The organism is Streptomyces sannanensis (genome assembly GCF_039536205.1).
Classification (GTDB): domain Bacteria; phylum Actinomycetota; class Actinomycetes; order Streptomycetales; family Streptomycetaceae; genus Streptomyces; species Streptomyces sannanensis.
The window spans coordinates 5,113,095-5,137,062 of sequence record NZ_BAAAYL010000001.1; the positions used below are offsets into that span (position 1 = coordinate 5,113,095).

25 protein-coding genes are annotated in these 23,968 nt (G+C 68.3%); 15 read left to right on the forward strand and 10 right to left on the reverse strand.

The features are described 5' to 3' along the window. Positions 1-5: 5 nt before the first annotated feature. The 6 genes from mycP (ABD858_RS23975) to ABD858_RS24000 all read left to right on the forward strand — a co-directional run bounded on the left by mycP (ABD858_RS23975) (position 6) and on the right by ABD858_RS24000 (position 5,107). Positions 6-1,223 carry a type VII secretion-associated serine protease mycosin gene (mycP, locus tag ABD858_RS23975; RefSeq protein ID WP_345041071.1) on the forward strand — a complete coding sequence of 406 codons (1,218 nt, stop codon included), beginning with the start codon at positions 6-8 and terminating at the stop codon, positions 1,221-1,223. Positions 1,224-1,321: 98 nt separating this feature from the next. Further along, positions 1,322-1,759 (forward strand): hypothetical protein, encoded by a 438-nt coding sequence (locus ABD858_RS23980; protein ID WP_345041073.1) that lies wholly within the window; start codon positions 1,322-1,324, stop codon positions 1,757-1,759. 17 nt (positions 1,760-1,776) lie between these two features. Beyond that, positions 1,777-3,186, forward strand: a complete 1,410-nt coding sequence (locus ABD858_RS23985; RefSeq protein ID WP_345041075.1) for a hypothetical protein — start codon at positions 1,777-1,779, stop codon at positions 3,184-3,186. 14 nt (positions 3,187-3,200) lie between these two features. Then, positions 3,201-4,370: a type VII secretion-associated serine protease mycosin gene (gene mycP / locus ABD858_RS23990; RefSeq protein WP_345041077.1), complete on the forward strand. Its 1,170-nt coding sequence runs from the start codon at positions 3,201-3,203 to the stop codon at positions 4,368-4,370. Positions 4,371-4,413: 43 nt separating this feature from the next. After that, positions 4,414-4,758 (forward strand): hypothetical protein, encoded by a 345-nt coding sequence (locus ABD858_RS23995; RefSeq protein WP_345041080.1) that lies wholly within the window; start codon positions 4,414-4,416, stop codon positions 4,756-4,758. A gap of 40 nt (positions 4,759-4,798) precedes the next feature. After that, positions 4,799-5,107, forward strand: a complete 309-nt coding sequence (locus ABD858_RS24000) for a WXG100 family type VII secretion target (protein WP_345041082.1) — start codon at positions 4,799-4,801, stop codon at positions 5,105-5,107. Between the two features lie 75 nt (positions 5,108-5,182). Here ABD858_RS24000 and ABD858_RS24005 read toward each other — a convergent pair whose 3' ends face one another. Beyond that, a complete protein-coding gene (locus tag ABD858_RS24005; RefSeq protein ID WP_345041085.1) occupies positions 5,183-5,416 on the reverse strand; it encodes a DUF397 domain-containing protein in 234 nt (77 codons plus the stop codon). 160 nt (positions 5,417-5,576) lie between these two features. Between ABD858_RS24005 and ABD858_RS24010 the strand changes: the two genes are divergently transcribed. Beyond that, on the forward strand, positions 5,577-6,095 hold the full coding sequence (locus tag ABD858_RS24010; protein ID WP_345041087.1) for a GNAT family N-acetyltransferase: 519 nt from the start codon (positions 5,577-5,579) through the stop codon (positions 6,093-6,095). Positions 6,096-6,279: 184 nt separating this feature from the next. Here the strand turns inward: ABD858_RS24010 and ABD858_RS24015 are convergent, their stop codons facing one another. The 3 genes from ABD858_RS24015 to ABD858_RS24025 all read right to left on the reverse strand — a co-directional run bounded on the left by ABD858_RS24015 (position 6,280) and on the right by ABD858_RS24025 (position 7,311). Then, positions 6,280-6,489: a hypothetical protein gene (locus ABD858_RS24015; protein WP_345041090.1), complete on the reverse strand. Its 210-nt coding sequence runs from the start codon at positions 6,487-6,489 to the stop codon at positions 6,280-6,282. Between the two features lie 221 nt (positions 6,490-6,710). Then, positions 6,711-6,890, reverse strand: a complete 180-nt coding sequence (locus ABD858_RS24020; RefSeq protein WP_345041092.1) for a DUF397 domain-containing protein — start codon at positions 6,888-6,890, stop codon at positions 6,711-6,713. A gap of 13 nt (positions 6,891-6,903) precedes the next feature. After that, on the reverse strand, positions 6,904-7,311 hold the full coding sequence (locus ABD858_RS24025) for an SGNH/GDSL hydrolase family protein (protein WP_345041094.1): 408 nt from the start codon (positions 7,309-7,311) through the stop codon (positions 6,904-6,906). A gap of 81 nt (positions 7,312-7,392) precedes the next feature. Between ABD858_RS24025 and ABD858_RS24030 the strand changes: the two genes are divergently transcribed. Then, positions 7,393-7,533, forward strand: a complete 141-nt coding sequence (locus ABD858_RS24030; protein WP_345041096.1) for a hypothetical protein — start codon at positions 7,393-7,395, stop codon at positions 7,531-7,533. 8 nt (positions 7,534-7,541) lie between these two features. On the opposite strand, the gene ABD858_RS24035 is transcribed toward ABD858_RS24030, so the two are convergent. From ABD858_RS24035 to eccCa, 5 genes are all read right to left on the reverse strand, one after another. Then, the gene (locus ABD858_RS24035) at positions 7,542-7,928 is read right to left on the reverse strand and encodes a transposase (protein WP_345041098.1); all 387 of its coding nucleotides are present in this window, start codon (positions 7,926-7,928) and stop codon (positions 7,542-7,544) included. Positions 7,929-8,166: 238 nt separating this feature from the next. Continuing rightward, complete coding sequence (locus ABD858_RS24040; RefSeq protein ID WP_345041101.1) at positions 8,167-8,697, reverse strand: hypothetical protein; 531 nt, start codon at positions 8,695-8,697, stop codon at positions 8,167-8,169. After that, positions 8,694-10,763: a hypothetical protein gene (locus tag ABD858_RS24045; RefSeq protein WP_345041103.1), complete on the reverse strand. Its 2,070-nt coding sequence runs from the start codon at positions 10,761-10,763 to the stop codon at positions 8,694-8,696. The genes ABD858_RS24040 and ABD858_RS24045 overlap by 4 nt, the downstream gene beginning before the upstream one ends. A 7-nt stretch (positions 10,764-10,770) precedes the next feature. After that, a complete protein-coding gene (locus ABD858_RS24050) occupies positions 10,771-11,127 on the reverse strand; it encodes a hypothetical protein (protein ID WP_345041105.1) in 357 nt (118 codons plus the stop codon). A gap of 16 nt (positions 11,128-11,143) precedes the next feature. Next, positions 11,144-15,088 carry a type VII secretion protein EccCa gene (gene eccCa / locus ABD858_RS24055; protein ID WP_345041108.1) on the reverse strand — a complete coding sequence of 1,315 codons (3,945 nt, stop codon included), beginning with the start codon at positions 15,086-15,088 and terminating at the stop codon, positions 11,144-11,146. 186 nt (positions 15,089-15,274) lie between these two features. Between eccCa and eccD the strand changes: the two genes are divergently transcribed. From eccD to ABD858_RS24085, 6 genes are all read left to right on the forward strand, one after another. Next, positions 15,275-16,741, forward strand: coding sequence for a type VII secretion integral membrane protein EccD (eccD, locus tag ABD858_RS24060; RefSeq protein ID WP_345041110.1), 1,467 nt, complete (start codon positions 15,275-15,277; stop codon positions 16,739-16,741). Positions 16,742-16,935: 194 nt separating this feature from the next. Beyond that, positions 16,936-17,223 (forward strand): 30S ribosomal protein S15, encoded by a 288-nt coding sequence (gene rpsO, locus ABD858_RS24065; protein WP_322725099.1) that lies wholly within the window; start codon positions 16,936-16,938, stop codon positions 17,221-17,223. Positions 17,224-17,538: 315 nt separating this feature from the next. Continuing rightward, a complete protein-coding gene (locus ABD858_RS24070; RefSeq protein WP_345041116.1) occupies positions 17,539-19,761 on the forward strand; it encodes a polyribonucleotide nucleotidyltransferase in 2,223 nt (740 codons plus the stop codon). Then, positions 19,758-21,137: a M16 family metallopeptidase gene (locus ABD858_RS24075; RefSeq protein ID WP_345041118.1), complete on the forward strand. Its 1,380-nt coding sequence runs from the start codon at positions 19,758-19,760 to the stop codon at positions 21,135-21,137. The genes ABD858_RS24070 and ABD858_RS24075 overlap by 4 nt, the downstream gene beginning before the upstream one ends. A gap of 42 nt (positions 21,138-21,179) precedes the next feature. Beyond that, entirely contained in the window at positions 21,180-21,932 is a 753-nt protein-coding gene (gene dapB, locus ABD858_RS24080; RefSeq protein ID WP_345041121.1) for a 4-hydroxy-tetrahydrodipicolinate reductase, read from the forward strand. A 5-nt stretch (positions 21,933-21,937) separates the two neighbouring features. Next, positions 21,938-22,390 (forward strand): tetratricopeptide repeat protein, encoded by a 453-nt coding sequence (locus ABD858_RS24085; RefSeq protein WP_345041124.1) that lies wholly within the window; start codon positions 21,938-21,940, stop codon positions 22,388-22,390. 80 nt (positions 22,391-22,470) lie between these two features. On the opposite strand, the gene ABD858_RS24090 is transcribed toward ABD858_RS24085, so the two are convergent. Further along, positions 22,471-23,022, reverse strand: coding sequence for a hypothetical protein (locus tag ABD858_RS24090; protein WP_345041126.1), 552 nt, complete (start codon positions 23,020-23,022; stop codon positions 22,471-22,473). Between the two features lie 166 nt (positions 23,023-23,188). Between ABD858_RS24090 and thyX the strand changes: the two genes are divergently transcribed. After that, positions 23,189-23,929: an FAD-dependent thymidylate synthase gene (thyX, locus tag ABD858_RS24095; RefSeq protein WP_345041129.1), complete on the forward strand. Its 741-nt coding sequence runs from the start codon at positions 23,189-23,191 to the stop codon at positions 23,927-23,929. The last annotated feature ends 39 nt before the right edge of the window (positions 23,930-23,968 follow it).

Sequence of the window (23,968 nt, forward strand, 5' to 3'; positions counted from 1 at the left end):
CGCGCATGAACACCACCGCTCTCTTCACGGCCATGGCCGTGGCCGCCCTGGCGGTGCCCCCTGCTCCGCATGCCCCTATGCATCTCTCGGGCGTGGGCGAGTGCACCTTCCCCATGAAGGAGCAGATCGCGGACCGCCCCTGGTCCCTCCAGCGAGTACTCCTCGACGAGCTCTGGAAGGACACCAAGGGCAAGGACGTACGGGTCGCCGTCATCGACACCGGTGTCGACAACGTCAACCCGCAACTGAAGGACGCGGTCGACGCGAGCAGCGGGGCCGACTTCCTGAAGCCGAAGGAGGGCGAGGAGGCGCCGAAGAAGACCGACGGCACGGTCGACGAGGTCGGCCACGGCACCAAAGTCGCCGGCATCATCGCGGCCCGGCCCCGCAAGGGCACCGGATTCGTCGGCCTGGCCCCCGAGGCCACGATCATCCCGATCCGTCAGAACGACGCCGACAACAGCGGCGATTCCGACTCCATGGCCGACGCGATCATGCACGCCGTCGAGCAGGACGCCGACGTCATCAACATCTCCCAGGACACGGCCAAACCCCTGTCGGAGAGCTCGTCACTCGCCGAAGCCGTCAACTACGCCCTCTCCCAGAACGTCGTCGTCGTCGCCTCCGCGGGCAACGACGGCCTCGACGGCAAGGCCAAGAAGACCTACCCGGCCGCCTTCGAGGGCGTACTCGCCGTCGCCTCCTCCGACCGCAACAACGAGCGCGCGGCCTTCTCGCAGTCCGGCTCCTTCGTCGGCGTCGCCGCCCCCGGCGTGGACATGGTCTCCACCGTCCCCGGCAACGGCCAGTGCGTCGACAACGGTACGAGCTTCTCCGCCCCGTACGTCGCCGGTGTCGCCGCCCTCCTCAAGGCCAAGCACCCCAAGTGGACCCCGGCCCAGATCGTCGCCCAGATCGAGCAGACCGCGGAACGCGTCGTCAACGGCCGTGACGACTTCGTCGGCTGGGGTGTCGTGGACCCGGTCCGCGCGGTGACGGAGACCGACCCCGACAACCCCCCGTCCACCCCCACCCCCGACCCGGGCCCCGCCAGGGCCCCGGCTCCCGACCCGGTGCGCCTTTCCCTCACGGAAACCCCCCAGGAACGCGACGAGCGCTACGCGACCTACGCACTGGGCATCACGGCCGTCCTGGTCGCCGTCGTGGCGGGTACGGCACGGGTCGTGCGGGACGCAAGACGACGTAACGGCCGTTTGTTTTAGGTGAATTCAGCCACGCTGACGCCGGAGGAGTTGGGTCGGGCATGCGAAGTGGCTAGAGTGACATGTGGTTTCACGAGGGTGATGACGGGGGAGGGTTCGTGGCCGAGCTGGACGGGGACGGCAACAGGTATCTCGAGGTAGATGGCGTAACACTTCAGGCGTTCAAGGCGCGCATGGAGGAACTCCTGCGCACGCTCAACGAGTCACCTGCCCAGCACACGAAGATCGGCGATCAGACCATCACGGCCGACTCGTACGGCACGGGCTTCGCGGCCGCGGACGAACTCGCGAAGGCGTACGACAAGGTCCGTAGCCGCCTGGAGACGCTGACCCGCACCTTCGGCGAGCAGATCGAGGCGATGGGCATTGCCGTCCACATCGCCGACAAGGGCTATGGCGGTGTGGACGTGGACGAGGCGCGGCGCTTCGAGGAGATCCGCAAGGCGACGGAGAAGGTCTACGAGACCCCGCAGACCAAGCCCACGGCTCCCACCGCACCCAAGACCACCGGCGCCGTCAAGTCCGGCGACTTCTGACGGGAGGAGAGGACCACATGGCTGGCGATGCTTTCGAGGGCAAGTCCCTCGACGCCCTGTACGCGATGGTGGCCGCGGCGAAGCCCACCGAACTCACCACCTCGGCCGACGCCCTGCTGGCAGCGGTGCCGGAGATCAACTCAATTGCAACCGACCTCGACTTGTACATCAAGAAGGTCGAATGGCACGGCACGGGTGGTGACGCGTTCCGCGCCTGGGGCCGTGGGATGGTCACCCAGACGGAGGTGCTCGGCGACTTCACCAGCGTGGTCGGCGAGTGCATGCAACGCGCGGGCGGTGCCCTGAGTGATGCCCAGAAGGCCATCCCGAAGCCCGCGGGCGTGTGCTTCGCGGACCCGGATAAGGAGAAGGCCCGCATCGAGGCGGAGACGGGCCCGAAGCTCCAAGAGGCGATCAACCAGATGAACCGCCTGGTGTCGTTCTACGACGCGGAACGCGAACGCATCGCGGCCGAGCCGGAGCCGGTATTCGAGCCGATACCGAAGCACCCGATTTACAACAACGGTGAACGGGCCTACCAGGACGGAGGGGCGGTCGGCGGAGGCAGCTCGGTCGGCGGCGCCGGAGTCCGGTCGGCAGGCGTCGACTCTGTGACCGCCACCGCAGGGGGTGGCACTGTGACCGCCACCGCTGGGGGCGGCACTGTGACCGCCATCGCAGGGGATGGCACTGTGACCGAGACCGGCGGGGCCGTCGCGGCTTCGGCGCCGAACCGCCCTGACACCATTACGTCATCGCAGCAGCCGGTGGGTACCAACATCGACTCTGTGGCAGTGGCCCCGCCGCCGGAGGCGACTGCCCGTCCGGGGGGCCCGGGACCGTCGGTGCCGAGCCCGACCAGCGGATCCACACCGCCGCTCGTCGTGCCGGGGCAGGGCATCATCGGGCCCGGCAGGCCCGGTACCCCGGGGGGTACACCGACGCCGGTCGCATACGGCGGCCCCAGTGGCCCCGGCGTGGCACGCCCGGGCGGTCCGGGTGCCATGCCGCGTGTCGGCACCCCGGACGGGATCGTCGGCGGCCGCCCGACACCCGTCGGCGGGACCGCGGGTGGGAGGCCAAAGCTCCCCATGGGCACGGTCGTGGGCGAAGAACACGGTGCCTACGGACGAGGCGCCATGGGCGCGGGTGCCGGCCACATGCCAGGGGCCATGGGCCAGGGTGCGGGTATGTCGGCCGGTCGTCGACTTGCGTACCAACCTGGCGGGACCGTGGGCAGTGTCCGGGCATCCGGCAGTGCACGTGGTGAGTTCACACCAGGTGGTACGGGCCTGCTGCGCCCGGGTACTGCCGCCCATTCCCCAGACCGTGAGCAGGCCGCCCGACGCAGGCCGGACTACCTTGCGGAAGACGAAGAGACGTGGACGGCGGATCAGCGCACGATCGTCCCGCCTGTCATCGACTGAGGAGCTCGCCCCTGATGATCCGCAAAGCCGCGCCCGTGCTGGGCGCGTTGACCGCCGTCCTCACTGTGTTCGCTCCGGCGGCTCACGCGGCAGACATGAGGTCCCGCCAGTGGTATTTGGACGCCATGAAGGCTGAGGAGATCTGGCAGGTCTCCACTGGTTCCGGGGTCACGGTGGCGGTCATCGACACGGGCGTTGACGCCGACGTTCCGGAACTGCGAGGGCGGGTTCTCGAAGGTGCGAATTTCGAGGAGGCAGGCGACGGACGCGTGGACAAGGACGGCCATGGAACGAACATGGCGGTGACGATCGCGGGCAACGGGGCCCAAGGCGGAATCAAGGGACTCGCCCCGGGCGCCAAGATCCTTCCTGTGACGAGCTCCTCCGACGCACTGGGATTCGGCGGTCATGACGGCCTGGCCAAGGGGATTCGCTACGTCGCAGACACCGACGCCCGCATCATCAATGTGTCCCGGGGCGGCAAGCCGACCAGCGAGGACATGGCCGAATTGCGGTCAGCCGTGGATTACGCCTTGCAGAAAGGCAAGCTGATCTTCGCTGCTTCCGGTAACGAAGGTGACGAGGGCAACCCGATCGAGTACCCGGCCGCGCTCCCCGGCGTCGTGGCTGTCGGCGCCCTCGACACCAAGGGCAAAGTCACCAAGTTCTCCGGCTATCGAGATTACGTCGCCCTCTCGGCGCCCGGCGACAAGATTCCCGCACACTGCACCAAGAGCGAGGGCTACTGCGAAACGAGCGGCACCAGCTACGCCACCGCCCTCGCTTCCGCCTCCGCCGCGCTCATTTGGTCTGCGCATCCCGACTGGACGGCCAACCAGGTCCTCCGCGTCATGATGGAGACTGCCGGCCATGACGGTCCCGTGCCCAGTAAGTACATTGGTTACGGAACTATCCGCCCGAGGCAGGTCCTGCTCGAGGGAAAGGGCGACCCGGGCCCCGCGGACGTGAACCCGCTCCTTGCGGCGCGGACGCCGAGTACCACACCCAGCGCTTCCCCCTCTCCTGAGCACACGGGGGCAAGCGGCAATGAGCCCGCCGAGACGGCGGCCGCCAGGGCCGACAAGGATGTCGGCGTGCCGCTCTGGGCGATTGCCGCAGTCGCTGTCGCGGTCGTCGCCATCGGCGCCACCGCCGCAGTGAAGGTACGCAGCAGGAGAGCGTAACCACCTTTGCACACCTGCCGAATTGAGAGTTGAGGAGCTCCCCATGACCAGCCCCGCAGGCGGTTTCGGACTTGCCGACGATCCGATCGTCCAGGCGAAGAACAAGATCAGCACGACCGGTGAGGCGGTCACCAGGCAGGCCCGTGAGCTGGCCGACATCATCGCCACGGTGAGCGCCGGCTGGACGGGTGTCGGTGCGTCGGGCTTCGTCTCCGCGCAGACGGTCATCAATGAGGACCACGACGAGATCCGTCGGCTGCTCAGGGTGCTGCACCACGCCGTGAGCGAGACCAAGAACCTCAGCAACGCCAACGACGACGAGGTCCGTGCGGCGTTCAACTCCGTCAAGGCGTCGTCGGCCAACACCTCCGGCCTCAACGGCCTCTGACAGTCACCCGCACCACGAACCGAGGCTCAAGGAGAAGAACATGCCCGTGGATCCGTCGCACACCAAGGTCCGGTACGAGAGCGTCCAGGAGATGGCCAACCGCATCCGCGTCGTCTCGCAGAACATCATCAAGGACCTGGAGGAGATGGACTCGGCCCTCAAGGTCGTCACCGACACCTGGGACGGTGAGGCGCACCAGGAGTACGTGGTCCTGCAGGGCAAGTACAAGGGCAAGGCGGAGCACATGAAGGGCCGCCTGGAGCAGGTCGCCAAGATCATCGAGCAGGGCAAGGACAGCTACCGCTCCACGGACGTGAAGGCCTCCCGGCTCTTCACCGAGGCGTTCTGACCGTCCTCACCCGCACATGGCAGGAGGGGGTGCGCCCGACCCGGGCGCACCCCCTCCTCGCTTTCCTTCACAGCCTCACTTGAGGTCGAACTCGCCGTCCCGCGCGCCGAGTACGAAGGCCCGCCACTCGGCCTCGGTGTATCGCAGGACGGTGTCCGGGTCGAGGGACGAACGCATGGCGACGGCACCGCCAGGCAGATACGCGATCTCGACGCGCTCCTCGGCTTCCTCCGTACCGGGCGCGCTCAGCCATTCGACCCCCGAGATGTCGAGGGCGTACAGCTCTTCCTTCTCCTGTTGGCTGCCCATCTCCCGCGTTCCCTTCACCCGAGTGCAGTGCGCGACCAGACTAGCGGTCCGAGTCGCCGGTCACGTAGGCCACGGACTGCCACCCAGGAGTGCAGCGTGCGCAGTTGTCGCCGTCAACGGCTCAAACCTGCAAGAACAAACCCGCCCCCAGGGGAAACACATGCCAGATCTGTCGCTGCGCCGAGCCCATGTCTCCGACCACCCCGTGATCGTGAAGTGCATCCAGACGTGGTGGGGTGACTCACGGACACCGGAGCAGGCCCGTGAGCTGTCCCTGCTGCTGCCGAAGGTGTTTCTGCAGTTCTTCGCCGGCACCAGCCTGGTGCTGGAGGACGAGGCGGGGATGAAGGGATTCCTCGTCGGCTTCCACTCCGCGGACAACGAGGACGAGGCGTACATCCACTTCGTGGGCGTGGACCCCCGGCTGCGCGGCCAGGGCGCGGCACGCAGGCTCTACACAACCTTCTTCAAGCACGCCGCAGCAGCGGGCCGCAAGGAGGTACGGGCGATCACCTCAACCGGAAACGCGGGGTCGGTCGCCTTTCACCGTGCCATGGGCTTCACCCTCGAAGAGGGCGACCGCGAGGTCGACGGCCTGCCCGTGCACAGCGACTACGACGGCCCGGGACAGGACCGGGTGTGCTTCCGGAGGATGATTGTGCCTGACGACGCGGAGTGACGGAGGAGCCGCACTCGACCGTCAGAAGTCGTCCGTCCTGAGCCCGAACCGGAACGGCGCCGGGAGATTCACGTCCTTCCCGAAAGGCACGGTGTGCCGGTCGGTGTAGTCGTCCCCGACCGGCCGCGTACGGAACGCAGCGAGTCACCATGGCGGAGCGCTCGGTCGCCGCGCGTCCGCCCTCTCACGTTCCGGCGCACTGCGCGGTGGTGGTGTAGTCCAGATGATTGGATATGTGCGCGCAGGCGCCGAGCAGGGAGCTGACCTGCTGGTCCCACTTCTCCGCCACGGTCGTGAGCGCGGCGCCGAGCGCGAAGTCCGCCTTCAGGGACGCAGCGGCGTCGTGGGTGCTCTGTTTGGCGTGGTCACCGTCGGTGTCCAGCCGCTGGTACAACTTGAAGGCCTCATCGCCGACAGGCGCCAGATCCTTCTGATCGACCTGTAGGTCGCCTTGCTGCGAGCCTCCTCCTATCCCGTCATCGGGGGCTACTCGATTGAGCCGCATCTGTACGCCGGCCTTGGCCTGGGCCCACTCTTCCTCGAACGATATCGGTCCTTCCCACCACGTGTTTCGTGCGGAGGTGCGTTACTGATGAAGGATCAAGGAAGGGCGGGTCATCTCCCGATTGCGTACGCGACGAAGGAGGCCCAAGTGTCCTCGGCGAAGGCGAGTTTGGCGCCTTCCTTGTCCTTGGAGTCGCGGACGTGGACGGTGCCGGGGGTGGCCGCGACCTCGACGCACTCGGGACCATCGTTGCTGCTGTGGCTGCTCTTGATCCACTGCAGTGAGTTCATGTCTCTCCCCGCCCTAACCGGCGCTGGCCGGTCTTCCGGGAATGTCAATCCAGCGGGCGGCTGCGTCGAAGGTGTCCGCCGGGGTGCTGTTGAACGCGATCGCCGCGTCGGGAGCGTGTCGTCGAATCAGATTGAGCACCTGCTCGAACAGCTCAAGCTGATCTCCGGGCGTCCGCACACCGCCGCCGACAACGACGCACTCCCAGGGTCGAGCAGCCAAGGCAGCACCGACGACCGCCTCCACGTCGTCGCTGCCGTCGAGGCCGAACAGACAGGTCTCAACGCCGACGCCGTGCTCAGCGAATCGAGCGATTCCCAGCTCGATTGCGGTGGCTACCGGCTTGGGATCCCAAGGGCCGGGAACCCGATACGGGTCGAGCCCGATCACAAGAACGCGGGGTGCCGGGGCCGTTGTGTCCACCCCTGGACCCTACGTCGCAGTGGTCGGAAGCAATAGTCAGACGTGGATCCGCGTGTCACGCGGCTTGAACGTCACCTCCCGATGCGTGCTGCTCCGGTCGCTGGCGGACAGATCGCGCTCGCCGAACGCCTGCTGGTCGGCTTGCCACTGCTGGGTGCGCCGGGTTCCACGGGCCCGGAGGCTGTTTCGGGTTCCTCCTTCCTGGCCCTCGTCGGGGCGTGAGTCGGCCGTCAGGTGGCGGGCGGAAGCTGCGTGAGCCTGTTCCATCTGGTGGTGAACGCTTGTGCCCAGGGCCAGGTCGCGTCGATACGCAGCCATCGGCGTCGGGCGTGGTTGGCGAGGCGAGCGGGCAGGTGGTAGAGGCAAAGGCGCATGGTCGTGGGCTCGGCGTCGGCCAGGTCCTCGATGTCGTGCAGGGTCAGCAGCCGTACCCAGGCGTCGAGATCACTCGCGAGGTTTGCAGCGAGCATCCAGCCGCAGTTCACTTCCCAGGAGGCGGAGGGCAAGTTGTCCAGTCCCATCGCCTTGTTGGTGCGCACCCGGTCCTCGACGCCGGCATGCGAGCGGTGCAGTACGTCCAGGAACTGGCTGTGGCCTGAACCAGCGATGCCCCGCATGTGCCGGATGCTGGTGAGGGTGATGCAGTATGTGGCTTGAGGCTGGCGCGAACCGCTGGTACTACTGAGTGGGCGTTTCATATTGATTTAAGCCGGCCGTTTCAACATGTTTTGCCGCAATTATCGCCAACGCGCACAGCCTGAAATGCCTGGGAGGGCCCTGTCGGTAGGGACCTCCCACCCCATTGCGAGCATGTTTTGAATCGGGTCCAGGCTCTGCCGGTCACTGCAAGGCCTGTCATGCCTTGGCGCATCCGAGTGTCTTCACGGTCTCTCGCATGTATGCGCGCATGAAGGCCTCGATTGCGGTTCGCGTGTCCTTGTCATTCTTCGGTGCGCGAGGGAGGAGGAGGCTGAGTGTGAAGTGGTCGCCGCCTGAGGTGCGGCAGGCGGTTGTGGCAATAGCGCCATCGCTGCCCACCGCCGCGTTGTAGCCGATGTCGGCACGAGCGGGGTCGTTGAGAGTGATGACCGAGTCGATCGAAGTCGCCTTCTTCACTGGGTCGACTGCTCCGCCATGCCAAGAGAATCTGAATCGCAGTGTCGCCTTCTCATCGACAAGGATGAGGCAGGGCGCCGTCTTGGCCGTTTTCCTGTCGACTTCGTTGTATTCGTCGATTTTGCCGAGTGGTTCGAGCAAGGGGCGCACCAGGTCAGCGTCCACTGGCGTGCCGCAGATCCTCTCGGGAATCGGCTCCTCGGCCGAGCTGCTACATGAGACGAGCGTGGACATAGCGAGGCACGCCAAGGCCAGATGTCCGATCTTCATTTGCTGCCCTCCCCGGCGACTCCGGAAGCGTGCGAAGCCCCAAGTTCTGCGGATCCGTCAATGGTGTCTTTGGCGGCGTACAGCTGGTCGTCACGCTTGCCGTGCACCTTGGACCATTCCTCGGACAGAGCCATGAGCTGCCTATTGTGTTTTTCGTATGTCTCGTAAGTCTTTTCAGTGTGCTCCTTGTCGAGGCGCCTCTGCTCATCCTCCAGCCACTTCTCCGTGACATAGTCGAACCCAGCCTGAACTTCCCCGCTTACGACCGGGATATGACCGATGGCCTCATCGAACACCCACTTGTCGTCCCAGGCTGCCATTTCCGGGTCGCCCGTGGCGTGAGTGCGTGCCTGCTCCAGGAAGCCAACGGTCCGACCCGCACGGATCAGGGACTCCTCGGGCTCCCTCTGATCGGCCTCGTGGATGTCGGCCACCATCGCCTGGTTGATGCCCTGGTTGAGCGCGACGTACGAGTCTTGGTCCTTCGAGACCTGCTTCATGACTTCGAAGAGCTTGTCCTGCGGCAGCGGCGACTCGGACATGTCCACGCTGCTCACGGACTTGTGGACAGTGTCGCCGTGATTGACCAGGATCTGCGCCATCGGCTCGCGGAGAGACGGCGGGAAATCGTCCCCGCTGTCGGCCAGATACTTCAGCGACGACTTGAAGACGGCCTCGTTGTCCTTCGAGTGCCTGACGTACTCGGCGTTCTCGTCGGACGGGTCGATACCCGTGGTCGCGGCCTGGAGTGCCGCGCCGAAGCCGGCGCGGTCGTCGCCGTCGAGCGTTGGCGAGTATGTCGACACCTTCGGGTGTTCGTGTGCCTCCAAGTGGACCTTCCAGTCGCGCTCCTCCATCAGGTACTTCATCCGGTCGTCCGACTTCAGATAGGACGCTGCGGTCTCCGGGTCGTGGCTCATGACGCCGAGGAGCCCGTCGAGCGGGTCGTTGGCGAACCAGCCGGTCTCCTTCCCGCTGTATTTGCCCTTCATCTGCCAGATGTCGGCATCCGCCTTCTCGGCGCTGATGATGTCGTCACCGAGGTCATGGAGGAATTTCGACGAGTAGCCGTCGCCCTTGCTCAGCAGGGTGACCAGGGACTGGTAGCCGGTGGCCTTGTCCAGCCTCCCGTCGGTGAACTGCGTGCTGTACTGCTCGACACCCGCCTCGCGCATCTCGGAACGCCACTTCTTGTAGAACGCCGAATTGGTGTCACGTGTGGCCGTGGCGAGGGTGTTGGCCAGTCCCTTCTCAAGGGCCCCGAAGTCGCCGGGGTTCTTCACGCCCTGGACGTGAATGATGTCGTTGAGGCGGTTGGTCATCCGGATCGTGCCATCCGCGCCCAGGCCGCTGAGGAAGGTCTGGCTGAAGGCCTTGTCGCCGGAGTTGTCGCGGAAAGCCCGCTGCATTTCGGCGATCTCCTTGCCGGAGAGCTTCTCGCCGGAATTCAGCCGTGTCGCGAGGTCGGTCAGTTCCTCGGCCTCGTACTTCTCGATGTCGCCCTTCGCTCCGGCGTTGAAGCCGTTCATCGTGCCGTCGCCGAGGTTCGTGTCGACGGTCACGGCTTCCAGGGCCACCTTGACGCCCTGGTCGGCGTCGTCGAAGGCCCTGACCGCGGCCGCGATGTGCTGGGTCCAGGAGATCTCCGTGTCCCGCAGGTCCGGGTCGTGGTGCGCCGCGTGCGCCGTCGCCGCGTCGACCTTGCTGAAGTCGAAGCTCGCCACGCCTGCGCCGGAGACCTTTATGCCGGCCTTGACGGCGTCGTCTCCGGCGGACTCCACCTTGCGCTTCAGGTCGACGAACTGTTCGTGCGCGTCGCGCAGGAGGGAGGCGATGGCTTTGGCCTCCTTCTGGGCGGCCGCGTACTCCGCGCGGGTCGTGGCGAAGCTCGGGCGGGAGTAGAGGGACGCCTGGCCGGTCCAGCTGCCGTCGAGGCTGACGCTCTGCACCTGGGTCCTGTAGCGGTCCTCCAGCTTCTCGAACTCCGCAGCCATCTCGTCCCACTTCGCCGCGGTGGCCGTGAGCTTGGAGAGGTCGGCCGTCATGACGTCTTCGTAGGTGAGCATCGGATCCTCACAGTTTGTTGAGGCCGGAGAACCCCGCCCCCGTGGCGATGTCGTTGTTCACGAAGAGATTCGACGTGCCGCGCAGTGCGGTCTTCTCGCCGGACAGGCGCCGCATCAGCCCCTGGACCTGCTTCTCCCACCCTTCCTGGGCCTTCTTCAGGCCGGACCCCGTGGCCCAGCCGGTGAACTCGCTGACGGCCATGGCGGTCGTCTCGTCGGCCCGGTCGCCGGCCTTCCTCGTGTTCGGCTCGAAGTCCGTCTCGATGGCGTTGGCCGCTTTGCTCTTCTTCGCGGCGTCCGTGTTCAGGTCCTGGTCCCCGCGGCCGCCCGTACGGGCGGCCGCCCACTCTTCCTCGAACGACACCGAGTCTCTCTTTCGCTCACTGTTCGGGCAGGCGTCCCAGCTGGACCAGGGACGTGCCCCGCTTGCGGGAGGCGAACCAGCCACGGCCCGGAGGCATGGCCTGCGGGCGTACGTTGCCGATGAGGTCGCCCTCCGACGGGTCACCAGAGAGAACGACGCCCTGAGCGCCGAGTTCCTTGATGCGCTGCATGAAGGCCTCGTACATGGACCTCGAAGCGCCCGCGGAGTTGCGGGCGATGATGAAGCGGACGCCCGTGTCACGGGCGAAGGGCAGGTACTCCGCGAGCGGGGCCAGGGGGTTCCCCGCGCTCGTGGCGACCAGGTCGTAGTCGTCGACGATGATGAAGACCTGGGGGCCGGTCCACCAGCTCCGGTCGCGCAGCTGCTGAGGCGTGACGTCCGTCGGCGGCTGGCGGCGCGCGAAGACGCCCGAGAGGGCCTCCATGTGCATCTGCAGGGAGCTCGCCATGGGGGCGTACTCCAGCAGATGGCTCTCCGGCAGGGCGCCGAGCAGCGTCCGCCGGTAGTCGGCGACGACGAGCTTCGCCTCGTCGGGGGAGTAGCGTTCGGCGATCTGCTTCGCCAGCAGTCGCAGCAGGTTGGTCTTGCCGGACTCGCTCTCGCCGAAGACCAGGAAGAAGGGGTCGGTCTCGAAGTCGACGAAGACGGGTTCGAGGTTCGTCTCGTCGATGCCGATCGCGACACCGCGCCGGGGGTACTCGAAGCCCTTCGGCAGTTCGTCGGCCGACAGCAGCCGCGGCAGCAGACGCACCGCCGGTGCCGACGGGCGCCCCTGCCAGGCATCGCGCACGGCGGCCACGAGGGACTCGGTGGCCTGCGTCAGCGACTCGGCGTCGCCCGACGCGTCGATACGCGGCAGCGCGGCCATGAAGTGCAGCTTCTCCGGCACCTGGCCGCGGCCGGGCATGCCCACGGGCACGTTGGCGGCGACCTTGCGGTCGAACTCGGAGTCCATCGCGTCGCCGAGGCGCAGTTCCAGCCGGCCCAGGATCTGGTCCTTGAGGGCCGGCCGCACGTCCATGTAGCGGGAGGCGGCGATGACGACATGGATGCCGTAGCCCAGTCCGCGGGCCGCGATGTCGGTGACGATCGCCTCCAGCCCCTCGTACTCGCCCCGGAAGGCACCCCACCCGTCGACGACGAGGAAGACGTCGCCCCATGCCTCGCCGGGAAGCTCACCCGCGGCGCGCCGCCGCCGGTACGTGGCCATGGAGTCGATGCCGTTCGCGCGGAAGAACTCCTCGCGCCGGTTGAGGACCCCCGCCACCTCGGCGACCGTGCGCCTCACCCGCTCGGGGTCGAGGCGGGATGCGATGCCGCCCACGTGGGGCAGGTCCGCCAGCGCGGCCAGTCCGCCGCCGCCGAAGTCGAGGCCGTAGAACTGCACCTCGTACGGGGTGTGTGAGAGGGCGAAGGCCGCGATCAGTGTACGCATCAGGGTGGACTTGCCGGACTGCGGGCCGCCGAAGACGAGCATATGGCCGGCCGCGCCGGAGAAGTCGTGGTGGAGCACCTCGCGCCGCTGTTCGAAAGGTTTGTCGACGAGGCCCAGCGGGACGGTCAGTCCGCCGGGACGTGCGTACTCGGTGGCGTGCAGGCCCCGCTCGGTCGTCTCCCCGATGCCCGGCAGCAGCTGGTCCAGTGTCGATGCCACGTCGAGCGGCGGAAGCCACACCTGGTGGGCGGGCACGCCCTGCCCCTCCAGGCGGCGCACGATGACGTCCAGCACCGTGTCGGCGAGGGCGTCGTCCTCCTGGGGCACCGGAGCAGCGGCCTGCGGCGCCGCGTACACCACGGGCACGGGCGCCGCCGTGAAGACGGCCGGGCGGCGCTCGACGGGCAGCGGCCCGGTGGCCGGCCTGCTGGCGCCGTCGCGGTACGTACCGGAGACGTACGCGGCCTTGAAGCGCACCATCTCGTCCGTGCCGAACTTCAGATAGCCCGAGCCGGGCACCGACGGCAGGTGGTACGCGTCGGGGACGCCCAGCGCGGCGCGCGACTCGGCGGCGGAGAAGGTACGCAGACCGATGCGGTACGAGAGATACGTGTCCAGGCCGCGCAGCCTGCCCTCCTCCAGACGCTGCGAGGCCAGCAGCAGATGGACGCCCAGCGAACGGCCGATACGGCCGATCTGGATGAACATGTCGATGAAATCGGGCTTCGCCGTCAGCAGCTCGCTGAACTCGTCGATCACCAGAACGAGTGATGCCAGAGGCTCCAGGGCAGCCCCCGCGGCGCGCGCCTTCTCGTAGTCGTGGATGTTGGCGTAGTTGCCCGCGCGGCGCAGCAGCTCCTGACGCCGCTGCAGCTCACCACGGATCGCGTCGCCCATGCGGTCGACCAGTGTCAGGTCGTCCGCGAGGTTGGTGATGACGGCCGCCACGTGCGGCAGCTGCGACATACCAGCGAAGGTGGCGCCGCCCTTGAAGTCGGCGAGGACGAAGTTCAGGGTCTCCGAGGAGTGCGTCACGGCGAGCCCCAGCACCAGCGTGCGCAGCAGCTCGGACTTGCCGGAGCCGGTGGCGCCGACGCACAGCCCGTGCGGGCCCATGCCCTCCTGGGCGGCCTCCTTCAGGTCGAGCATGACCGGCCGGCCGTCCTCGCCGACGCCGATCGGTACGCGCAGCCGTTCCGCGGTGGACCGGGGCCTCCATGTCCTCGCCACGTCGACCGAGGCCGCGTCGCCGAGGTTCAGCAGGTCGGTGAAGTCCAGGTTGGCGAGCAGCGGTTCGTCGTCGTCGCCCCCGCCCATGCGCAGCGGCGCCAGCTGACGCGCCAGGGCCTCGGCGGCCGGAAGGGAGAGCTCGTCGGGCGTGCCCTCGTATGCGAGGCCCGCCCCGGACTCCAGGCGCAGCCGCCCGGCTCGTACGGCGACGGACAGCCCGCCCCGCGGCTCGTCGAGCTCGCCGGGCACGACCTCGACGACGGTGACGCCCTGCAGTCCCTCGGCGGTGGCGAACGCGGAGCCGGGCGGCACCGCTCCGCCGTCCAGCACGACGACGACATGCGGCTGGTCCAGCACCGGCCTGCTCTCGCGACTGAACCGCGGCCGGCCTTCCAGACGGCTCTTCAGCAGCAGTTCCAGCTCACCGAGGTCGTCGCCGAACAGCCGCTTCGTACCGGCCCCGTCGACCTCTCCCGGCACCTGAGTGTGCGGTAGCCACTTGACCCAGTCCCAGCGCGCCACCGCGCCGGGGCCGGCCACCACCGCGACCGTCAGGTCGTCCGGCGAGTGCAGGGTCACCAGCTGCGCGATCAGCGCCCGCGCCGTGGACTGCGCCGCCTCCGGCTCGCCCGACACCGTCACGTGGTAGAAGGCGCGCATCGAGACGGCCATCGGCAGATCTTCCAGCGAGCCGTGCACCGCCAGGAACTGCTGCATCGCGCCCGCGCACAGCGGCTCCAGCTCGTCGACCGGCGCGGTGTCCGGCGCCACCAGCGGAGTGGCCAGCTGCTGCGGGCCCAGACCGAGCCTGGCCTGCCCGAAGTCCTCGTCGCCGGCCCGCCGTTCCCACAGCCGGGAGCCCTCCGCGACGACCGCCCACAGCTGTTCGGGCGAGGGGTGCAGATACAGCCGTGCGTCGCGCTGCGCGCGGGCCGTCCGCCGCACTGTACGGCGTGTCTGGGCCAGATACTTCAGGTAGTCGCGTCGTATATCGGCCATTTGCCCCTGTGTACCGCGCCGGTATCTGACGATCTGTGCGATGACCATCCCGACCGTACCGGCGAGCATCAGGCTGCCCATGATCCGCATGATCGGGGAGGGCGTCATGAAGAAGAAGACCACTGAGGAGCCCATGCCGAGCATCGGCAGGAGCTGCATCAGCATGCCTTCCTGCTGCCCGCGTGGAAGTTCCGGCGGAGCTTCGAGCCGCAATTCCTCCGTGGCGACCTCGGGCGGCAGGGACCGCGGCGGGCGTTTGACGACGATCTGGCTCACCGGAGCATCAATCCCTCGATACGGATGGTCACTTGCGGCCGGCGCCCCCGTGGCGACGGTCTCCCTCCGCGCGACGGTGATCCTACTTGCAGACCGTCAGTGGTCCTCCCGGTAGGGTTGCGGCCGCACCGGCGCGCGTACTGTGCGCAACCGCGAACGCAGCCGCTGAACAGGGGGTCCACGAAGGTGAGTACGACCGCAACGACCGGATTCTGCAGAGTCACCGTCGTCGCGCCGGACAGCCGTATCGACGTCGCCCTTCCGGAGGACATCGCTGTCGCCGACGTGTACCCGGAGATACTGCGGCTCACCGGCCAGACGCAGCCCGTCGGCGTCCCCACCGGCTATCACCTCGTACGCCGTGACGGCACGGTCCTGGACGGCGCGCGCACGCTCGCAGCCCAACGGGTCCTGGACGGCGAGGTCCTGAGCCTCCGTCCGTTCGCCGAGTCGCTGCCGCCCGCCGTCTTCGACGACGTGTCGGACGCAGTCGCCTCCGCCGTCACCCGCGACCGCCGGCTGTGGAACGACGACCTGCTGCGCGGCGCGGGGCTCGCCGGCGGTGTGGTGCTGCTCGTCCTCATGGGGTTCGTGCTCTGGTACGCGGACCCCGTACGCCACGACATGCACGGCCTGCCAGGGATCATCGCCGGCACCGCGGGCCTCCTGCTCACGGTCCTGGCCGGTGTGCGCGCACGCGTCTACCAGGACAGGGCCGCCGCTGTCGCGCTGGGCCTCGGCGCGCTGCCGCTGCTGCTCATCGGCGGGTCCGGGATCGTCGGCCCCCCCGCCGGCGAGGGGCCGGGCCGGCTCCAGTTCCTGCTCGGCTGCGTGGCCGTGCTGGTCGCCTCGGTCGCCCTGGTCGCCCTCATGCCCAGCGGCGACGCGCCCTTCGTGGCGGCGGCCTTCCTGGCCACCGCGGGAACCCTGGCGACGTTCGCCGCGATCCTCACCCAGGCCTCGGCCACCGCGACGGCGTCCGTCTGCGCGCCCGTGGCCATCGGCCTCGTCGCGTTCCTGCCGGCCCTCTCGGCCCGCTTCGCCCGGCTCCCCATCGGCTATGCCGCGCCGCACAGTGCCACCCAGGACGACTTCTCGGCCGAGCCCGCACCCGAGGGCCGGCCGGTCGACGCCGAGCGCATCGCCGACCAGGCCCGGCGCGGCCACGAGACGCTGCTCGGCCTGGTCGGCGGCTGCGCCGCGGTCGTCGTCGGCTCCGCGGCGGTGCTGGGCTTCTCCGACAACGTCTGGGGCCGGCTCCTCGCCCTCGCCGCAGGCCTGGCCATGCTGCTGCGCGCCCGTCTGTTCCGCTACACCTCCCAGGTCACGTGCGCCCTGCTGTCCGGCATCGCCGCGATAGCGCTGCTCGTCCTCGGTCTGTCCCTGAACCCACCCGCCGGACTGTTGTACGAGCTGGTGCACCAGGGAGACCGCGGCGCGCTCGACATCCGTACGGTGTGGCTGTCCGCCGCCGTCGGTGCGGGTGCCGCGTTGCTCACCGCGATCGGTCTGATCGTCCCGAGGAAGGGGCTGTCGCCGTTCTGGGGCCGCCTCCTGGACCTCGCCGAGGCCGCGGTGCTGCTCTCCCTCGTCCCGCTGTGCCTCGCCGTCCTCGACGTCTACGCCCGGGCCAGGTCCCTGACCAGCGGCTGAGCCCTGCCGGACGACCTCGCGCACCGGCCTGGTACGCTGTGTGACGGCCGTTTGTGTACGCGCCTTCCAGTGGTGCCTCCGGGGACCTCGGGCGGCAGTGACCGGCGGACCCCGCCTCCCGAGTCATGGAAGCTCCCCTGAGACGCAGACCAGGGGCACTCGGCGGCAAGAAGAATCCCAATGAGGAGTACCGCGTGTCTCTCGACGCCGCTACGAAGAAGCAGATCATGGCCGAGTTCGGCACCAAGGAGGGCGACACCGGCTCCCCCGAGGTCCAGGTCGCCATGCTTTCCCGCCGCATCTCGGACCTGACCGAGCACCTCAAGACCCACAAGCACGACCACCACTCCCGTCGTGGTCTGCTGATCCTGGTCGGCCAGCGCCGCCGCCTGCTGCAGTACCTGGCCAAGAAGGACATCCAGCGCTTCCGTACGCTGGTCGACCGCCTCGGCATCCGCCGCGGTGCCGCCGGCGCCAAGTAAGTCGCTGTGAAGGGAGCGGTTCCCAATCCAGGGGGCCGCTCCCTTTGCCGTACATACGCGGCCTTCCGAGGCCTGCCGCTCCTGCTGACTGGAATGTCATCCTGGAGCGAACCTCAGTAATCTGGTTGCACAACGTAGTACCGCATGAGGGAGAAGGCTCCTCCCCGCCGCCGGTCCTCGGTAGTGGCCCCCGGAATCATCGACCCGGGTGCTTCGATCGAAGACCGGCCCGCCCCAGGAGCGCTTCTCCGCAGCCGTCCCCCTGCCACACGGGCATTCGGGACGAGAAGACGATTAGTTACGGAGAAAACGCTAGTGGAGAACGAGACCCACTACGCCGAAGCCGTCATTGACAACGGCGCCTTCGGCACCCGGACCATCCGCTTCGAGACGGGCCGCCTGGCCAAGCAGGCCGCCGGTTCCGCCGTGGCGTACCTGGACGACGACACCATGGTGCTGTCGGCCACCACCGCGTCCAAGAACCCCAAGGACCAGCTCGACTTCTTCCCCCTGACGGTGGACGTCGAGGAGCGCATGTACAGCGCCGGCAAGATCCCCGGCAGCTTCTTCCGCCGCGAGGGCCGCCCCTCCGAGGACGCGATCCTCACCTGCCGTCTGATCGACCGCCCGCTGCGTCCGTCCTTCAAGAAGGGCCTGCGCAACGAGATCCAGGTCGTCGCGACGGTCATGGCGCTCAACCCCGACCACCTCTACGACGTGGTCGCCATCAACGCCGCCTCCGCCTCCACCCAGCTGGCGGGTCTGCCGTTCTCCGGCCCGATCGGCGGCGTCCGCGTCGCGCTGATCCGCGGCCAGTGGGTGGCCTTCCCGACCCACAGCGAGCTCGAGGACGCCGTCTTCGACATGGTGGTCGCGGGCCGCACCCTGTCGGACGGCGACGTCGCGATCATGATGGTCGAGGCCGAGGCCACCGACAAGACCGTCAAGCTGGTCGAGGGCGGCGCCGAGGCGCCGACCGAGGAGATCGTCGCCGCCGGTCTCGACGCCGCGAAGCCGTTCATCAAGGTCCTGTGCAAGGCCCAGGCCGACCTGGCCGCCAAGGCCGCGAAGCCGACCGCCGAGTTCCCGATCTTCCTCGACTACCAGGACGACGTCCTGGAGGCGCTGACCGCCGCGGTCAGGAGCGAGCTCGCCGCCGCGCTGACCATCGCCGGCAAGCAGGAGCGCGAGAACGAGCTGGACCGCGTCAAGGCGCTCGCCGCCGAGAAGCTCCTGCCGGAGTTCGAGGGCCGCGAGAAGGAGATCTCCGCCGCGTACCGTTCGCTGACCAAGGCCCTGGTCCGTGAGCGCGTCATCAAGGAGCGCAAGCGCATCGACGGCCGTGGCGTCACGGACATCCGTACGCTGGCCGCCGAGGTCGAGGCGATCCCGCGCGTCCACGGCTCCGCCCTGTTCGAGCGTGGCGAGACCCAGATCCTGGGCGTCACCACCCTCAACATGCTCCGCATGGAGCAGCAGCTGGACACCCTCTCCCCGGTGACCCGCAAGCGCTACATGCACAACTACAACTTCCCGCCGTACTCCACCGGTGAGACCGGCCGCGTCGGCTCCCCGAAGCGCCGCGAGATCGGCCACGGCGCGCTCGCCGAGCGCGCACTGGTGCCGGTGCTGCCGAGCCGCGAGGAGTTCCCGTACGCGATCCGTCAGGTGTCCGAGGCCCTCGGCTCCAACGGCTCGACGTCCATGGGTTCGGTCTGCGCCTCCACCATGTCGCTGCTGAACGCCGGTGTGCCGCTGAAGGCCCCGGTCGCCGGTATCGCCATGGGTCTGATCTCCCAGGAGATCGACGGCGAGACGCACTACGTCACCCTCACCGACATCCTCGGTGCGGAGGACGCCTTCGGTGACATGGACTTCAAGGTCGCCGGTACGAAGGAGTTCGTGACCGCCCTCCAGCTCGACACCAAGCTGGACGGCATCCCGGCCTCCGTGCTGGCCGCGGCGCTCAAGCAGGCCCGCGACGCGCGTCTCCACATCCTCGACGTGATGATGGAGGCCATCGACCGTCCGGACGAGATGTCCCCGAACGCCCCGCGGATCATCACCGTCAAGATCCCGGTGGACAAGATCGGTGAGGTCATCGGCCCCAAGGGCAAGATGATCAACCAGATCCAGGAGGACACCGGCGCCGAGATCACCATCGAGGACGACGGCACCATCTACATCGGTGCCGCCGACGGCCCGTCCGCCGAGGCCGCTCGTACGACGATCAACAGCATCGCCAACCCGACCATGCCGGAGGTCGGCGAGCGCTACCTGGGCACGGTCGTCAAGACCACCACCTTCGGTGCGTTCGTGTCGCTGCTCCCGGGCAAGGACGGTCTGCTGCACATCTCGCAGATCCGCAAGCTCGCCGGCGGCAAGCGCGTGGAGAACGTCGAGGACGTCCTCGGTGTGGGCCAGAAGGTCCAGGTCGAGATCGCCGAGATCGACTCCCGTGGCAAGCTCTCCCTCATCCCCGTGATCGAGGGTGAAGAGGGCGATGAGAACGAGAACGAGGACGACTCCGCCAAGTGACGTCCCGTAGTTCCAGGACGACGGCCCGCACCTCCTCGGAGGCGCGGGCCGTCGCCCGTACCCAAACGCTCCTCAAGGGCAAGGACGGCATCGGTACGGTCCGCCGCACCACCCTCCCCGGCGGCCTGCGCGTGGTCACCGAGACCCTGCCCTCCGTGCGCTCCGCGACCTTCGGCATCTGGGCCCACGTCGGCTCCCGCGACGAGACGCCCACGCTCAACGGCGCCACCCACTACCTGGAACACCTCCTCTTCAAGGGCACCGAGAAGCGCAGTGCCCTCGACATCTCCGCCGCCCTCGACGCGGTCGGCGGCGAGATGAACGCCTTCACGGCGAAGGAGTACACCTGCTACTACGCACGGGTCCTCGACACCGACCTGCCGCTGGCCATCGACGTGGTCTGCGACATGCTCACCGGCTCTCTGATCCTCGAAGAGGACGTCGACGCCGAGCGCGGTGTCATCCTCGAAGAGATCGCGATGACCGAGGACGACCCGGGCGATGTCGTCCACGACCTCTTCGCGCACACGATGTTCGGCGAAACACCGCTGGGCCGTCCGGTCCTCGGCACCGTCGACACCATCGAGGCGCTCTCCGCGGACCGTATCCGCCGCTTCTACAAGAAGCACTACGACCCGACGCACCTTGTCGTCGCGGCGGCGGGCAACGTCGACCACGCCAAGGTGGTACGCCTGGTGCGTGCCGCCTTCGAGAAGGCCGGCGCCCTCAGCGGCACGGACGCGGTGCCCGTCGGGCCGCGCGGCGGCGCCCGCGCCATCCGCACCGCGGGACGGGTCGAGCTGCTCGGCCGCAAGACCGAGCAGGCCCATGTCGTCCTCGGCATGCCGGGCCTGGCCCGCACCGACGACCGCCGCTGGGCCATGGGCGTTCTCAACACGGCCCTCGGCGGCGGCATGTCCTCCCGCCTCTTCCAGGAGGTCCGGGAGAAGCGCGGCCTGGCCTACAGCGTGTACTCGTACACCTCGGGCTTCGCCGACTGCGGCCTCTTCGGCGTCTACGCCGGCTGCCGGCCCAGCCAGGTCCACGATGTCCTCAAGATCTGCCGGGACGAACTCGACCGGGTCGCCCACCAGGGCCTCTCGGACGAGGAGATCAGCCGCGCCATAGGCCAGCTCTCCGGTTCCACCGTCCTCGGGCTCGAGGACACCGGTGCCCTGATGAACCGGATCGGCAAGAGCGAGCTGTGCTGGGGCTCCCAGATGTCGGTCGACGACATGCTGGCGCAGATAGCGTCGGTCACCCCGGACGACGTCCGGGACGTCGCCCGTGACGTCCTGGGCCGGCGTCCTTCGCTGTCGGTGATCGGCCCGCTGAAGGACCGGCAGGCCGACCGTCTCCACGACGCGGTCTCCTGACCCTGTCGTAACCCGTATGGCGCAAACCGTAAGGAAGCAAGCATGAGCAAGCTGCGCGTGGCCGTTCTCGGTGCCAAGGGCCGTATCGGTTCCGAGGCCGTACGAGCCGTCGAGGCCGCCGACGACATGGAGCTGGTGGCCGCACTCGGCCGGGACGACAAGCTGGAGACCCTGGTCGAGAGCAAGGCCCAGGTCGTGGTCGAGCTGACCACCCCCGCCTCGGTGATGGGCAACCTCGACTTCTGCGTGCGCCACGGCATCCACGTCGTCGTCGGCACCACCGGCTGGACCGACGAACGCCTCGCGCAGCTGGGCACCTCGCTCGCCGCCTCCCCGGAGACCGGCGTGCTGATCGCGCCGAACTTCTCCATCGGCGCCGTCCTCGGCATGAAGTTCGCGCAGCAGGCCGCGCGCTACTTCGAGTCGGTCGAGGTCATCGAGCTGCACCACCCCGACAAGGTGGACGCCCCGTCCGGCACCGCGACCCGAACGGCTCAGCTGATCGCCACGGCCCGCGCCGAGGCCGGCTGCGCCCCTCAGCCCGACGCCACGGTCACCGCCCTGGACGGCGCCCGCGGCGCGAACGTGGACGGTGTCCCGGTGCACTCGATCCGGCTGCGCGGGCTGCTCGCCCACCAGCAGGTGCTGCTGGGCGGCGAGGGCGAGACCCTCACCATCCGGCACGACTCGATGCACCACCGGAGCTTCATGCCGGGCATCCTGCTCGGCGTCCGCCGCGTGGTGTCGGCCCCGGGCCTCACCTACGGCCTGGAAAACTTCCTCGACCTCGGCTGAATCCCATGCGCGCAAAGATCACGTACTTCATCACGGCTGCCGTCCTGGTCGTCTACTTCGTCCTGGCCGGCAGCCGGGGCGTGATGCTGATCCAGCACGGCACCCTGCTCACCGTCACCTTCGGTGTCGCGGTGCTGATCCTCCCGGTGATCGGCGTCTGGTTCCTCTGGAAGAACACCCAGTTCGTCCGGAAGGCCAACCGGCTCGCCGCCGAACTGGACGCCGAGGGCGGTCTCCCGGTGGACGAGCTGGTCCGCACTCAGGACGGACGCATCGACCGGGATTCCGCCGACGCCGTCTTCGCCAAGCGCCGCGCCGAGACGGAGGACGCGCCGGACGACTGGCGCTGCTGGTTCCGGCTCGCCGTCGCTTACCACGACGCCCGTGACACGCCACGGGCCCGCAAGGCGATGCAGCGCGCGATCGCGCTGCACGAGGGCAGGCCGGTCCCCGCATAGGGCACGAAGCGCCGGGCGGACCGAAAAAATCCAGTCCGCCCGGCGCTTGAAGACCACGCCCGAAGTGTGTCAGGGGTCCGTCAGCCCCGGCTGTACTCGTCGAACCAGGTCTCGACCATGTCGGCCGCCCGGTCGAACGCCTCCACGCGGGACAGGAAGTCCGCGTTGTGATCCGTGAGCAGCGACGGCAGACTCTCACCCCGCTGCCGCTCGGCGATCAGCGCCTGTCCCTGCACGGTGCGTGGCAACCCCAGCCACCTGACCGGCTGCTGCACCGTACGCACCGAGCTGACGCGATCCCACGGCACCGTCACGGTGACGAAGAAGCCCACCCTGCGCAGCCCGTGCCGGCTCACCCACACGCCCATGCGCAGGGTCCGCAGCGCGGCCGCGATCAGCGCGGCGCCGATCGCCAGACAGAGTCCGGCGCCCGGCAGCGCACCGGCGAAGGCGGTGATCATCGCTGCCAGCAGCACGAAGGACGCGAGAAGCAGCAGCAGCGCGGCCCCGGAGACCCGCCAGGGTCCCGGACGGTACGGACGCCGCCACTGATCGTGGTCGTCGAAGGGCAGGGCGACTTCATCCGCGGCGGCATCGAATGCGCGGTCGGCCGTCAGGAAGGTCAGGGGCACGACTGGTCCTCACTCACAAGCACGCTCGAATGGGGTGTGCCCGGTGAGGCTACCGAGCCGTGGACGGTCCGGCCACGTCAGGGGGGCCGGAAGAGTAAGTGTTGTCGGCAGCGGGTCGTAAAGTGGGCGTCGCCGCCCGAGTGATGCAAGTGGAAGGACCCCGCCGGTGACCGATACACCCACCGAGACCGCCAAGCCCAGCTTCCGCAGCGATGTCACCGTGGAGCTGGTGAAGCACACCGCGGGTGACTCCGATGTGCTGTGGGCCGCCCGTGTCTCAACCGCGGGCGAGCAGTCCCTCGACGAGCTCCGGAAGGACCCGGACCGTTCCCAGGGGCTGATCAACTATCTGATGCGGGACCGCCACGGCAGCCCCTTCGAGCACAACTCGATGACGTTCTTCATCAGCGCCCCGATCTTCGTGTTCCGCGAGTTCATGCGGCACCGCGTCGGCTGGTCGTACAACGAGGAGTCGGGCCGGTACAGGGAGCTCCAGCCGGTCTTCTACATTCCCTCCGAGTCGCGCAAGCTGGTGCAGCAGGGCCGCCCCGGCAAGTACGAGTTCGTCGAGGGCACCCAGGCCCAGCAGGAGCTGACCGGCCGGGTCATGGAGGACTCCTACCGCCAGTCGTACGAGGCCTACCAGGAGATGCTGGCTGCCGGCGTCGCCCGGGAGGTGGCCCGCTCGGTGCTCCCGGTGGGTCTCTACTCGTCGATGTACGCCACCTGCAACGCGCGCTCGCTGATGCACTTCCTCGGCCTGCGCACCCAGCACGAGCTGGCCAAGGTGCCGTCCTTCCCGCAGCGTGAGATCGAGATGGTCGGCGAGAAGATGGAGGAGCACTGGGCGAAGCTCATGCCGCTCACCTACGCCGCCTTCAATGCCAACGGGCGCATCGCTCCGTAACGGAGCCTCCCGACCAGCCTGGCAAAGTGTCCGTATTGC